The organism is Actinomyces sp. MRS3W (assembly GCF_032465695.1).
Classification (GTDB): domain Bacteria; phylum Actinomycetota; class Actinomycetes; order Actinomycetales; family Actinomycetaceae; genus Actinomyces.
Window position 1 is genome coordinate 1 of the sequence record NZ_JAWDJJ010000120.1, and the last position, 12028, is coordinate 12028.

Consider the following 12028-nt stretch of genomic DNA (forward strand, 5'->3'; position numbering starts at 1 on the left):
CAGTCGGCCCCGGCACGACGCCGCCCCGCCTACCCCCGGCACGACGCCCGGCCGCACCCGGTTCAGCACCCGAGCCGGCTTGGACACCCGCCCCGCATCGGGGCATGCTGGCCACATGGCACACAGCTCGGTAAACATCCCCGCCACACCCCCCATCGCCCTGGCCATCGCCGGCTCCGAGGCCACCGGCGGCGCGGGCGCCCAGACCGATCTCAAGACCTTCCACCAGCTCGGTGTCTTCGGCTGCACCGCGCTGACCTGCATCGTCTCGATGGACCCGAAGAACAACTGGGATCACCGCTTCGTGCCGGTGGACCCGCAGGTCATCGCCGACCAGATCGAGGCCTGCGCCACCGTCCACACCCGGATCGACGCCGTCAAGATCGGCATGCTCGGCACCGCCGCCACCATCGACGCCGTCGACGCCGCCCTGGAGCGCTACCAGTTCCCCAACCTCGTGGTGGACCCGGTGCTCATCTGCAAGGGGCAGGAGCCGGGCGCCGCCCTCGACGTCGATAACGCCCTGCGCGCCAAGATCCTCCCCCGCGCCACAGTCACCACCCCCAACCTCTTCGAGGCCGCCACCCTGGCCGGCATGGAAGAGATCACCAGCGTCGAGCAGCTCAAGGACGCGGCCAAGCGCATCTACGACCTGGGTGTCCCCAACGTGGTGGCCAAGGCCGGCCCCACCCTCGGCACCGGCACCGCGCTCGACGTCTTCTACGACGGCGAGACCCTGGAGGTCCTGGAGGTTCCGGCCGTTGGCACCGAGCGCATGCACGGCGCCGGCTGCACGCTGGCCGCGGCCATCACCGCCGAGCTGGCCAAGGGCACGACCCCGCTGGAGGCCACCGTCACCGCCAAGAACGTCGTCTCCGCCTCGGTCAACCCGGGCATGCACGGCAACATCCCCTTCACCTACGTCTACCAGGGCTTCTACCGCGGCTGACGCACTGCCCGTTCAGGCGACGCCGCCAGGCCCTTTCGCATTTCACGACCCCGGGGTACGTTTCACGACCACCCCGGGGTCGTGAAACGCGCACCAAGGTCGTAGAACGCGCCCGCCCGCGCTCATTCGTAGGCCGGCTCGGGAGTGATGTTGCGGGCCATATTGGCGAAGCGCGACAGGTGCCCCTGGAAGGCCACCGGGATGGTGCGGGTCTGGCCGTTGCGGTGCTTGGCGACGATGATGTCGGCCTCCCCGGGCCGCTCCTCCTCCTGGTAGTACTCGGGGCGGTGCAGCAGCATAATGACGTCCGCGTCCTGCTCCAGCGAGCCGGATTCACGCAGGTCACTCATCTGCGGCTTGTTGCCGGTGCGCTGCTCGGGTCCACGGTTGAGCTGGGCAACGGCGATCACCGGGATGTCCAACTCCTTGGCCAGCAGCTTGAGCGAGCGGGAGAACTCCGAGACCTCCTGCTGGCGGGATTCGACCTGCTTGCCCGAGCTCATGAGCTGCAAGTAGTCGACCACCATGAGCCCGAGCCCGTGCTGCTGTTTGAGCCGCAACGCCTTGGACCGGATCTCCGGCATGGTCAGGTTCGGGGAGTCGTCAATGAACAGGGGCGCCTCGGAGACGGGGTTGTAGGCGCGGGCGACGTCCTCCCAGTCGCGCTCATCCATCTGGCTGCCGCCGCGCAGCTTATTGAGGGCCACGCCCGACTCCGCCGCCAGGATGCGCATCATGAGCTCCATCCGGCCCATCTCCAAGGAGAAATAGCAGGAGGGGATGAAGCCCCCGTCGGCGCCGCGGGCGTGGAGAGACGCCGAACGGCAGAAATCGACGGCGAGGGTGGACTTGCCCATAGCCGGACGCGCCGCCACGATAATCATCTGCCCGCCGTGCAGCCCGCCGAGCAGCTCATCGAGCTCGACGAAGCCCGTGGGCACGCCTCGCATCTGCCCGTCCTCGCGCGCCTGGCCGGCCTCGATTTCCAGGTTCGCCTCGTTGAGCAGTTCGCCGACGGCAATGTAATCCTCGCGCTCGCCCTCCTTGTGAGCGACGGCGTACACCTCCGACTCCGCCAGAGTCACCAGCTCGTCGATGTCCCCGGCGTCGGTGGAGTAGCCCAGCTGGGCGATGCGCGTGCCGGCCTGCACCAGGCCGCGCATGAGCGACTTCTCCTTGACGATGCGCGCGTAGTAGGCGGCGTTGGCGGCCGTCGGCACGGTGGCCATGAGCGTGGCCAGGTAGGGGGCGCCGCCGATGCGCTCCAGCTCGCCCCGCTTGGACAGCTCGTCGGCGACGATGAGTGGATCGGCGGGTTCAGAGCGGTTGTACACCTCGACGATGGCATCGAAGATCGACTCGTGAGCCGGCTTGTAGAACTCCGGTCCGCGCAGCACCTCGATGACGTCGGTGATGGCCTCCTTGCTCAGCAGCATGCCGCCGAGCGTGGACATCTCCGCCTCCAGGTCCTGGGGTGGAACCCGGTCGAAGGCGCCGTCGTAGCGGGCGTCCACGACCGGCCGCTCCTCGTTGCGGGTGCGGCCGCCGATGGTGTCGACGTCGGTCATGTGTCAGTCACCGCTCTCTCCTGCCCCGCCCCGGCTAGCCGGGTCGCGCCGCGACTGTAGCCGCCGATCCCGACCGCTGCAAACGGTGACCTTTTGCAGCCTGTGGACTGTCGCCATCCGGGTGTGGAAAACCCCGCTGAGCCTGTGGGCGACGCGCCGCAGTGGGTGTGGAGCGCAGTGTGCGCCGGTCGCCGTCAACGCCGCCGAAACCCCCGAAACTCGCTGTAATCTCGCCTCTTGGCGGAAGCGGTCACAAGACACAATGCACCCGGTCCAAAACGCAATCACAATCTGTGGATAAGTGGGTATTCCTGTGGATGAACCTTAACCTCGACCTGAGGGTCGGTCTCTCAGCAGGAACGCACCTCCTCCGCCAGATGCGCACCGACGACGCCTCACCCACCTTCAGGCGCGCATGAGACACTGGCCCGCCCCCTCACCGATCCGGTTTCGACCCACCACGGAGTTATCGCGTGCCCAGTCCATCCCGCCGCGCCACCGACGCCCCCTCATCCGATCCCGCCCCGCAGGCCGCCCCCGACTCCCTCAACCGGCAGATCCTGTCCCTCGCCGTCCCGGCGCTGGGGGCACTGGTCGCCGAACCCCTGTTCGTACTCATCGACTCGGCGATGGTCGGACACCTCGGGGCGGACAATCTGGCGGGCCTGTCGCTGGCGTCGAGCCTGCTGACCACGGTGGTCGGGCTGTTCGTCTTCCTGGCGTACGCGACGACGGCGACGACGGCCCGCCGCTTCGGAGCCGGGGACCGCACCGGCGGGCTGCAGGCCGGCATTGACGGCGTCTGGCTGGCCACCCTGCTCGGTGTCGTCGCAGCGGTGCTGCTCGCCGTCGGGGCGCCCTGGGCGGTGGATGTCATGGGGGCCGACGGCGCTGTCGCCAATGCCGCGATCGCCTACCTGCGTGCCTCCGCCCCGGGTTTGCCGGGCATGCTGGTGGTGTATGCGGCCACGGGCACACTGCGCGGCCTACTCGACACCCGTACCCCGTTCGTGGTGGCCACCGCAGGTGCCGCCGTCAACGTGGCCCTCAACGCCACCCTCCTGTACGTGGTGGGCATGGGCATCGCCGGCTCCGGCCTGGGTACGGCGATCGCACAGACCGCCATGGCGGTCGCGCTGCTATGGCCCATCGTCAAGGCAGCTCGGGACGCCGGGGTAGCGCTGTCGCCGCGCGCAGCCGGCCTGCGGGCCTCCCTGGGCACCGGCACGCCGCTGCTGGTGCGCACGGTGTCGCTGCGGGCGGCGATTCTGGCCACCGTCTGGTCGGCCACCGCCCTGGGGCCGACGGCGCTGGCAGCCCACCAGGTGGTCAACGCCCTGTGGAACTTCACCGCCTTTGCACTCGATGCGCTGGCGATCGCCGCGCAGGCGCTCGTGGGCACCGCCCTGGGGCAAGCCGACGCCGCACGCTCAGCACCCGCCGCGACGGCGCCATCAGATCAAGCACCATCGGAGCCGGCGCACACGGGCGGCCCGACGGTCGATGCCGTGCTGCGCCGCTGCCTCGCCTGGGGCGTGGCCGCGGGGGCAGTGATCGGCGTGGTACTGGCCCTGGCGAACGCGTGGCTGCCACGGCTGTTCACCTCCGAGGCCGCCGTCATCGCCGCCGCCAGACCGTCGCTACTGGTGGCGGCAGCGGCGATGCCGCTGGCGGGAGCCGTGTTCCTCTTCGACGGGGTGCTCATGGGCGCGGGCGACGGCCGCTACCTGGCAGGTGCCCAAATGGCGACGCTGGTGCCGTACCTGCCGCTCGCCGTCGTCGTCGCTCACGGCTGGCCTGCGGGTGGCGGAACCGCGGGGCTGGTGTGGCTGTGGGTGGCCTTCGCCTGGGTGTTCATGGGGGCGCGGGCGCTGGTGACGGGCCTGCGCGCCCGTTCCGACGCCTGGCGTCACTGAGGACCTCAAGGGCGGGGGATCCGCCATCGGCATCCGCCGACCTTCCGCGCAAAAACGTAGCCGACGCGCCTCACAGCGCGTCGGCTACGTGTGTCAGTGGCGGTCAGCCTCGGTCAGCGGGCAACGACGACGTTGACCTCAAGCGGGGCCACGACGTCGGCGTGCAGGCGCACGGTGGCGCTGTGACGACCGGTGGACTTGATCGGGGGGACAACCTCGATCTTGCGGCGGTCGATGGCGGGGCCACCGGCCTCCTTGACGGCGTCAGCCAGCTGGGCGGTGGTGACGGCGCCGAACAGGCGGCCGTTCTCGCCGGCGGCGGCGCTGACGGTGATGACATTGTCGGCCAGCCAGGCGCGAGCCTCCTGGGCCTGCTCCAGGGAGTCGATGGCGCGCTTGCGGCGGGCCTCGGCCATCTGGTCGATCTGACGCTGCGCGCCCTTGGTCCACGGAGTGGCGAGCTTGCGGGGGAGGAGGTAGTTACGGGCGTAGCCGTCCTTGACCTCGATAACCTCGCCGGCGGAGCCGAGGTTGCTGACGTCGTGGGTGAGAATGAGCTTCGTGGTCATAATGCGTGCCTCCTATCAGCGGGCAGAGCTCGTGTAGGGCAGCAGGGCCATCTCACGTGCGTTCTTGATGGCCTTGGCGATCTTGCGCTGGTCCTGCACCGAGACGCCGGTGACACGGCGGGCGCGGATCTTGCCGCGGTCGGAAATGAACTTCCGCAGCGTGGCGGTGTCCTTGTAGTCGATGGTGCCGACCTTGATGGCCTTGACCGGTGCAATCTTCTTCTTCGGCTTACGAAGCTGGGGCTTCGCCATGGTGGTACTCCTTATTGGGGGCGCTGCCGAGCGCCCGCATGACTATTGCGAGATGGGGGTGAGCGCCGAGCGGCGCCGAGCAACCCGGCCGGGCCGAGTTATTGACATATGCAGCGAAAGTGCTGAGTTGAACGAGTTGAATCCGACACGCGGATCAGAACGGAGGCTCGTCACCGAAGCTGGTGGTACCGCCGGTCGCCCACGGGTCATCCGCGGCGCCACCTTGCGGGGCGTTGTAGGAAGCCTGCTGGCCGCCCTGGTTGTTGTAGCCGCCCTGAGGACCGGCGTTGTAGCCGCCCTGCTGGCCGCCACCCTGGGAGCCCTGGCTGTATCCACCCTGCTGGCCGCCGGACTGATAACCGCCCTGCTGTCCACCCTGGTTGAAGCCGCCCTGGCCGCCCCCACGGGGCTGACGGGTGACCTGCGCCTTGGCGTAACGCAGGGAGGGGCCGATCTCATCGACCTGCATCTCCACCACCGTGCGGTTCTCGCCCTCACGGGTGGTGAAGGAGCGCTGCACCAGACGGCCCTGCGCAATGACGCGCGTGCCCTTGGTCAGCGACTCCGCCACGTTCTCCGCGGCATCACGCCAGATCGAGCAGCGCATGAACAGGGTCTCCCCGTCACGCCACTCCTGGGCCTGCCGATCGAAGGACCTGGGGGTGGAGGCGATGGTGAAGGAGGCGACCGCCGCCCCCGAGGGCGTGAAACGCATCTCGGGGTCCGCAGTCAGATTCCCGATAATCGTGATGACGGTATCGCCGGCCATTGCTTATCTCCGTTCCGAGTCGACGCTCAGGCCTCGGGGCGCAGCAGCTTGGTGCGCAGCACCGATTCGTTGAGACCGAGCTGACGGTCGAGCTCCTGGGCGATCTCCGGCGTGGTGGTCATGTCGACGACGACGTAGATGCCCTCGGACTTCTTCTTGATGTCGTAGGCGAGGCGGCGCTTGCCCCAGATGTCTGTCTTATCCACGGTGCCCCCATTGTTGGGAACGACCTGCAGCATCTTCTCGAGCGTGGGAGCGATGGTGCGCTCGTCCGTCTCGGGTGCGAGGATGATCATGATCTCGTAATGACGCATGCTTGGTACCCACCTCCTCTGGTCTCAAGCGGTCACGGCCTTTCCGTGACAGGAGGGTGATGCGTTCAGCTGCATCGTCCGACACGCCTGTGCCTGCCGGGACCATGCAGCCCGCCGGTCACTGTACCGGAGAGCGGGCGTCGACTGAAAGGCGACGACGACGCCCCCACACGTGCGGTGCGACACGTGAGTGCCCACAGCCATCACGTCTGCTCGGCGAGTGAGGCTCCGGCGGCTATCCCCCCGGTTGCTCTGCCCAATCTGAATCGGAATCATCGTTCGGAACCGATTCCGTCGGTTGGGTCGGCGGCTGAATCTGGCCGGTCTCGACGGGGTCAGGTTCCTCGTTCCCGGTATTCGAGTTCTCGGTGGGCGCCTCGGTGACTTCCGGAGCCTCCTGCGTCGCCTCCTGCGTAGGCTCCTGGGTGGGCTCCTCGGCCTCTTCGGTGACGGTGGTCGTGGGCTCGTCCGCCTCCACGGGCGCAGGCGTGCCATACAGGCCGCCGGCGTAATACGAACCGGCCGTACGCTCGGGGAAGTATTCAATCGGCAGGTCAGCGAGCGCAGTGGTCATGTACTCGGTGAAAATGTCCGCCGGATAGGTTGAGCCGGTGATCTCCCCGTAGTAGCCCCACGGGGTGATGGATTCCTCCGAACCGTCCTCACCGGTCTGGTAGAGAGTCACCGCTGTGGCGATCTGCGGGGTGTAGCCGACGAACTGCGCGGACTTGTTGTCCGAAGAGGAGCCGGTCTTTGCGGCCACCGGGCGGCCTAGCGCCAGCGCCGTCGTACCGGAGCCGGAGTTGACGACCTGCTGCATGGCATAGGTCGCGTCGGCCATCACGTCGTCGGAAAAGACCTTCTCCCCATCCGTGGAGCCGCTGTAGGCGACCGACCCGGCGGAGTTGGTGACCGTGTCAACGATGTGAGTGTCGTGCTTGGTGCCCTGAGAGGCGAAGGTGGCGTAGGCCGTGGCAATGTCGAGCGTGTGCGGTGAGGCGGAACCGAGGACGTTCTGGGTGTAGGCGTCCAGGCCCAGGGTGTCCTCGGGGTAGCCCGCGCGCACCGCGACCTCGTTGGTCACGTCCGGGCCCACATCCCGGTTGAGCTGCAGGTAGGCCGTGTTGATCGAGTAGGTGGTCGCCTTGATCAGGTTCGACCAGCCGTAGGAGACGTTCTGGTAGTTCTGGAAGGTCGTACCCTCGATCTCCATGGGGGAATCGCCGTTGTAGCCGTTGGCGAGCGTGTCCCCGTTCTCCAGCGCGGCCACGAGCGCGAAGGGCTTGAAGGTGGAGCCCGCCTGGGCGACGGCGTCAGTGGAGGAGTTCACCTGGTTGGTCAGGTAGTCCTCGCCCCCGTACAGGGCGAGGATCCCGCCGGTGGTGGAGTCAATGGACACGAGTGCGGCACGCAGGTTCGGCGAGGCCCCCTCGGGAAGGTTCTCAACCGCGGCGACGGCGGCGTCCTGATCCTCCTTGTCGATCGTGGTGGTGATCTTGTACCCGCCGGTATCGATGTCCTCCGCCTCCATGCCGGCGTCTTCCTCAAGCTCGGCGCGCACCATCTGCAGGAGATAGCCGGTGGAGCCACCGTAGGTCTCCTCCGACTGTGAGGCGACGGTCTCCGGGAAGGCGGCGGAGTCGTAGTCGTCCTGGGTGATGTAGCCGTCCTCCAGCATGTAGTCCAGGACGCGCTGGAAGCGGGCGGCGGCCTGATCCGGATCCACGTCGGGGTCCCAAGCGCTCGGGGCTGGCAGGATGCCGGCCAGCAGCGCCGACTCGGAGACCGTCAGCTCCGTAGCCGAATGGCCGAAGAAGGCCTGGGAGGCCGCTTCGATGCCGTAGGCGCCGCGGCCGAAGTAAACCGTGTTGAGGTAGGAGCCGAGAATCTCCTCCTTGCTCATCTCACGGTCGATCTTGATGGCCATGATCGCCTGTTTGAACTTGCCCGCGTAGGAGCTGGTGGTGTCGACGTAGTAGTTCTTGATGTACTGCTGCGTCAGGGTCGACGCCCCCTGCGTGGCCCCACCGCGCAGGTTGTTGACGAAGGCGCGGATGATGCCCTTGGGGTCGACGCCGTTGTTGGAGTAGAAGCTCCGGTCCTCGGAGGCAACCACGGCCTTGCCGACGTAATCGGGCAGCGTGGTGGTGTCAATGATGGTGCGGTCCACTTCAGCGAACTCACCCATGACGGTGGCGCCGTCGGCGTAGTAGACCGTGGTGGTCTGTGCCTGGGCGAACTCGTTGGGCTCGGGGACCCGGATCATCGCGTAGGCGGTGGCGAAGGCGGCGACCCCTAGGACGATGAGGAACAGGAAGGACCCCAGCACGAAGCGCCAGCTGGGCAGCCAGCGGCGAATCGGCCCCTTGCCGGCGCGCGGGTAGTTGAAACGACGCCGCCGTCCCTTCGCCGCCGCGCCGTTGACCTGCGTGCCCCGATTGGCGGGACGCTTGGTGTCACGCGGCTTAGAGGCCTTGCTCTTGCGCGCCTTGTTGACGCGCCCGGCGTTGGCTGCCTCGGCGAGCTTTCGACCCGTGGGGCGGGTACCGCCCTGGTTCGCGGAGTCTGACATGCGCTCCTCTTCCTCTCCGCAATTTCATCCAGGTTCATCCCATCACGCCCGGACGACCTTGGCCACCCCATCGCGTGTCAGATGCGTCAATCTGGGCTCAGTCGTTCCGACGACGGAGCCGCTCCGCAGCCCGGATGATGGCGTCCGGGGGGCCACCGGCGCACACTCCCTGGACACTGCCGCTTCCACCTCTGAAGACACTGGAATATCGGTGGAGATCACCCAAAAGCGGGGAGTCCGGGTGCTGTTGGCGAACAATGTTCGCCCCGCGACCGCACCCCTGGTGAGATATACGCGTGACAGCTTCGACAACCGCCGTCGCACCCACCGCGGCGGCACCCGACACCCCCTGGGCGCTTCCGGGCGACGGCGTGTGCGCCGCCCTCGGCACCGACCCCGGCGTCGGCCTCAGCTCCGCCGCCGCCGCGCGCCGCCTGGCCGCGGACGGACCCAATGAGCTTCCCCACAGGCCCCCGGTGCCGGCATGGCGGCGCTTCCTCGCCCAATTCGCCGATCCGCTCGTCTACCTGCTCATCATCGCCATCGTCATCTCGACGGTGGCCTGGGTGCTGGAGGGGGCCCACGGCGTCCCCGTGGACGCCCTGGTCATCCTCGCGGTCATCACCCTCAACGCCGTGCTCGGCTTTGTGCAGGAGAACAAGGCGGCCGACGCCGTCGCCGCCCTGTCGGCAATGACCCAGGCCTCCAGCACGGTGCTGCGGGACGGGGCACGCGTCGTCATCCCCTCCACCGAGCTCGTCGTCGGCGACATCCTCATCCTGGGCGAGGGCGACCAGGTGGGTGCGGACGCGCGGCTGCTGTCCGCCGCCGCCCTGCGCGTCATCGAATCCTCGCTGACTGGCGAGGCCGACGCCGTGAGCAAGAGGACCGAGCCGGTGGCGGCGGACGCCGACCTGGCCGACCGCACCTGCATGGTCTACCGCGGCACCTCCGTGGCCCAGGGCACCGGTCAGACCATCGTCACCGCCACCAGCGGTGACACCGAGATGGGCGCCATCGCCCGCATGCTGGATGCCGTCGAGGACGAGGACACGCCCCTGGAGAAGGAGATCGCGCAGGTCTCCAAGACGCTGGGAATCGCGGTCATCGCCATCGCCGTCATCGTGGTGGCCACCCTGCTGCTGCTCACCCCCGAGCGCACCGCGCAGTCCTTCATCGACGCCCTGCTGCTGGGGGTGTCGCTGGCGGTCGCGGCCGTGCCCGAGGGGCTACCCGCAATCCTGTCGGTGGTGCTGGCGCTCGGCGTGCAGCGCATGGCCCTGCACCAGGCCGTGGTCAAGAAGCTCAGCAGCGTGGAGACGCTCGGGTCTGCCTCGGTGATCTGCTCGGACAAGACCGGCACGCTGACCCGCTCGGAGATGACGATCCAGGAGGTGGTCACCGCCTCCGGCGCTACCGTCGTCACCGGCATCGGCTACGAGCCCAACGGCGACGTCGCCCCGGATGCCGACCGTGACGGCCACCCCGACGCCGAGCCCCTGACCGGTGCCCTGCGTGAAGAAGTCACCGTGGTCCTATCCGGCGGCGCCATGGCCTCCGACGCGGAGCTGGCCAATGATGCGGGCGTGTGGAGCGTCATCGGCGACCCCACCGAGGGTGCCTTCCTCGTGGCCGAGCGCAAGCTCGGGACCGAGGGCAGCCGCAACGGGCGCTTCACCCGCGTCGGCGAGGTGCCCTTCACCTCCGAGCGCAAGCTCATGTCGATCCTGTACACGGATGCCAAGTACGGCAGCACCATCCTCATGTCCAAGGGCGCACCCGACGTCCTGCTGGAGCGCTGCACTGCGGTACGCGTGGGCGAAACCAGCCGGCCCCTAGACGCGGCCACGAGCGAGAACTTCACCGAGCACATCACCGACATGTCGAGCCGCGCGCTGCGCACCCTCGGGGTGGGTCGATAATGCCGACGACGCCGTCGCCGAGGCCCACCGGGCGGGCGTGCGGGTGCTCATGATCACCGGAGACCACCCCGCCACCGCCGGGCGCATCGCCGCCGACCTGGGCATTACCGAGCGCGGCGGGCGGGTGCTCAGCGGGCGGGAGCTGTCGGTCATGGACGACGCCGCCCTGGCCGACGCGGTGAGGGACGTCAACGTCTACGCGCGCGTCGCGCCGGAGCACAAGATGCGGATCGTGGGCGCGCTCAAGGCGCAGGGCCACACCGTGGCCATGACCGGCGACGGCGTCAATGACGCCCCCGCGCTGCGCGCCGCCGACATCGGGGTGGCCATGGGCATCACCGGCACCCAGGTGACCAAGGAGGCCGCCACCATGGTGCTGGCCGACGACAACTTCGCCACCATCGTGGCCGCCGTGGCCGAGGGCCGCCGGATCTTCGACAACATTAAGAAGTTCCTGCGCTACCTGCTGTCGTCCAATATGGGCGAGGTCCTCACCGTGTTCTTCGGGGTGGTGCTGGCCGGCGTCCTCGGGCTGAGCGGACATGGTGAATCCGGCGTGGTGCTGCCGCTGGTCGCCACCCAGATCCTGTGGATCAACCTCATCACGGACTCCGGGCCGGCCCTGGCGATGGGCGTGGACCCGAGCGTCGAGGACGTCATGGGGCGCCCGCCGCGCCAGCCCACCGAACGCGTCATCGACGGCGCCATGTGGCGGGGCGTCATCATCATTGGCGCCGTCATGGCCGCAGTCACGCTCGCCACGCTCGACATCTTCTTGCCCGGCGGGCTCATCGAGACCTCGCTGAGCACCGACGACCTGACGACGGCGCGTACCGCCGCCTTCACCACGCTGGTGTTCGCGCAGCTGTTCAACACCGTCAACTCGCGTTCGGAGACGGTGTCCGCCTTCCGTCACCTGCTGGTCAACAAGTGGCTGTGGGGCGCGATCGCGCTGGGCGTGGTGCTGCAGGTAGCGGTGGTGGAGGTGCCGCTGCTGCAGGCGGCCTTCTCCACCGCGAGCCTGGATGCCGCGCACTGGGCGGTGAGCCTGGGCATGGCGTCATTCGTCCTGTGGGCCGACGAGCTGCGCAAACTCATCACCCGCGCGCTTGCCCGCAAGCGGGCCTGAAGCCTCATGCGGGCCGGACAGTCTGGGGTTTCGATACCTCGCGCGGCGCGAGGACGCGGCCATCGCCC

10 protein-coding genes are annotated in these 12028 nt (G+C 68.4%); 4 read left to right on the forward strand and 6 right to left on the reverse strand.

Going from position 1 to position 12028, the window contains the following annotated elements; translation table 11 throughout:
* The first annotated feature begins 115 nt into the window (after positions 1 to 115).
* A complete protein-coding gene (gene thiD / locus RWX45_RS04100; RefSeq protein ID WP_316022524.1) occupies positions 116 to 949 on the forward strand; it encodes a bifunctional hydroxymethylpyrimidine kinase/phosphomethylpyrimidine kinase in 834 nt (277 codons plus the stop codon).
* 122 nt (positions 950 to 1071) lie between these two features.
* Here the strand turns inward: thiD and dnaB are convergent, their stop codons facing one another.
* Complete coding sequence (dnaB, locus tag RWX45_RS04105; protein ID WP_316022503.1) at positions 1072 to 2517, reverse strand: replicative DNA helicase; 1446 nt, start codon at positions 2515 to 2517, stop codon at positions 1072 to 1074.
* A gap of 473 nt (positions 2518 to 2990) precedes the next feature.
* On the opposite strand from dnaB, the gene RWX45_RS04110 reads away from it, so the two are divergent.
* Entirely contained in the window at positions 2991 to 4433 is a 1443-nt protein-coding gene (locus RWX45_RS04110) for an MATE family efflux transporter (RefSeq protein WP_410050673.1), read from the forward strand.
* A 113-nt stretch (positions 4434 to 4546) separates the two neighbouring features.
* Here the strand turns inward: RWX45_RS04110 and rplI are convergent, their stop codons facing one another.
* The 5 genes from rplI to RWX45_RS04135 all read right to left on the reverse strand — a co-directional run bounded on the left by rplI (position 4547) and on the right by RWX45_RS04135 (position 8909).
* Complete coding sequence (gene rplI, locus RWX45_RS04115; RefSeq protein ID WP_316022504.1) at positions 4547 to 5002, reverse strand: 50S ribosomal protein L9; 456 nt, start codon at positions 5000 to 5002, stop codon at positions 4547 to 4549.
* Between the two features lie 15 nt (positions 5003 to 5017).
* A complete protein-coding gene (gene rpsR / locus RWX45_RS04120) occupies positions 5018 to 5254 on the reverse strand; it encodes a 30S ribosomal protein S18 (RefSeq protein WP_073333345.1) in 237 nt (78 codons plus the stop codon).
* Between the two features lie 154 nt (positions 5255 to 5408).
* Complete coding sequence (locus RWX45_RS04125; protein WP_316022505.1) at positions 5409 to 6023, reverse strand: single-stranded DNA-binding protein; 615 nt, start codon at positions 6021 to 6023, stop codon at positions 5409 to 5411.
* A 26-nt stretch (positions 6024 to 6049) separates the two neighbouring features.
* Entirely contained in the window at positions 6050 to 6337 is a 288-nt protein-coding gene (gene rpsF / locus RWX45_RS04130) for a 30S ribosomal protein S6 (RefSeq protein WP_073333348.1), read from the reverse strand.
* Between the two features lie 235 nt (positions 6338 to 6572).
* Positions 6573 to 8909: a transglycosylase domain-containing protein gene (locus tag RWX45_RS04135; protein WP_316022506.1), complete on the reverse strand. Its 2337-nt coding sequence runs from the start codon at positions 8907 to 8909 to the stop codon at positions 6573 to 6575.
* A gap of 296 nt (positions 8910 to 9205) precedes the next feature.
* On the opposite strand from RWX45_RS04135, the gene RWX45_RS04140 reads away from it, so the two are divergent.
* Both RWX45_RS04140 and RWX45_RS04145 read left to right on the forward strand, forming a co-directional pair.
* Positions 9206 to 10831, forward strand: coding sequence for an HAD-IC family P-type ATPase (locus RWX45_RS04140; protein ID WP_316022507.1), 1626 nt, complete (start codon positions 9206 to 9208; stop codon positions 10829 to 10831).
* 49 nt (positions 10832 to 10880) lie between these two features.
* The gene (locus RWX45_RS04145; RefSeq protein WP_316022508.1) at positions 10881 to 11960 is read left to right on the forward strand and encodes a cation-translocating P-type ATPase; all 1080 of its coding nucleotides are present in this window, start codon (positions 10881 to 10883) and stop codon (positions 11958 to 11960) included.
* Positions 11961 to 12028 lie beyond the last annotated feature (68 nt).

Excerpts from the sequence above, each read along its gene's own strand:
- thiD (WP_316022524.1), top strand. The coding sequence starts at position 116 with ATGGCACACAGCTCGGTAAACATCCCCGCCACACCCCCCATCGCCCTG.
- RWX45_RS04125 (WP_316022505.1), bottom strand. The coding sequence starts at position 6,023 with ATGGCCGGCGATACCGTCATCACGATTATCGGGAATCTGACTGCGGAC.
- rpsF (WP_073333348.1), bottom strand. The coding sequence starts at position 6,337 with ATGCGTCATTACGAGATCATGATCATCCTCGCACCCGAGACGGACGAG.
- rpsR (WP_073333345.1), bottom strand. The coding sequence starts at position 5,254 with ATGGCGAAGCCCCAGCTTCGTAAGCCGAAGAAGAAGATTGCACCGGTC.
- RWX45_RS04135 (WP_316022506.1), bottom strand. The coding sequence starts at position 8,909 with ATGTCAGACTCCGCGAACCAGGGCGGTACCCGCCCCACGGGTCGAAAG.
- dnaB (WP_316022503.1), bottom strand. The coding sequence starts at position 2,517 with ATGACCGACGTCGACACCATCGGCGGCCGCACCCGCAACGAGGAGCGG.
- RWX45_RS04145 (WP_316022508.1), top strand. The coding sequence starts at position 10,881 with ATGATCACCGGAGACCACCCCGCCACCGCCGGGCGCATCGCCGCCGAC.
- rplI (WP_316022504.1), bottom strand. The coding sequence starts at position 5,002 with ATGACCACGAAGCTCATTCTCACCCACGACGTCAGCAACCTCGGCTCC.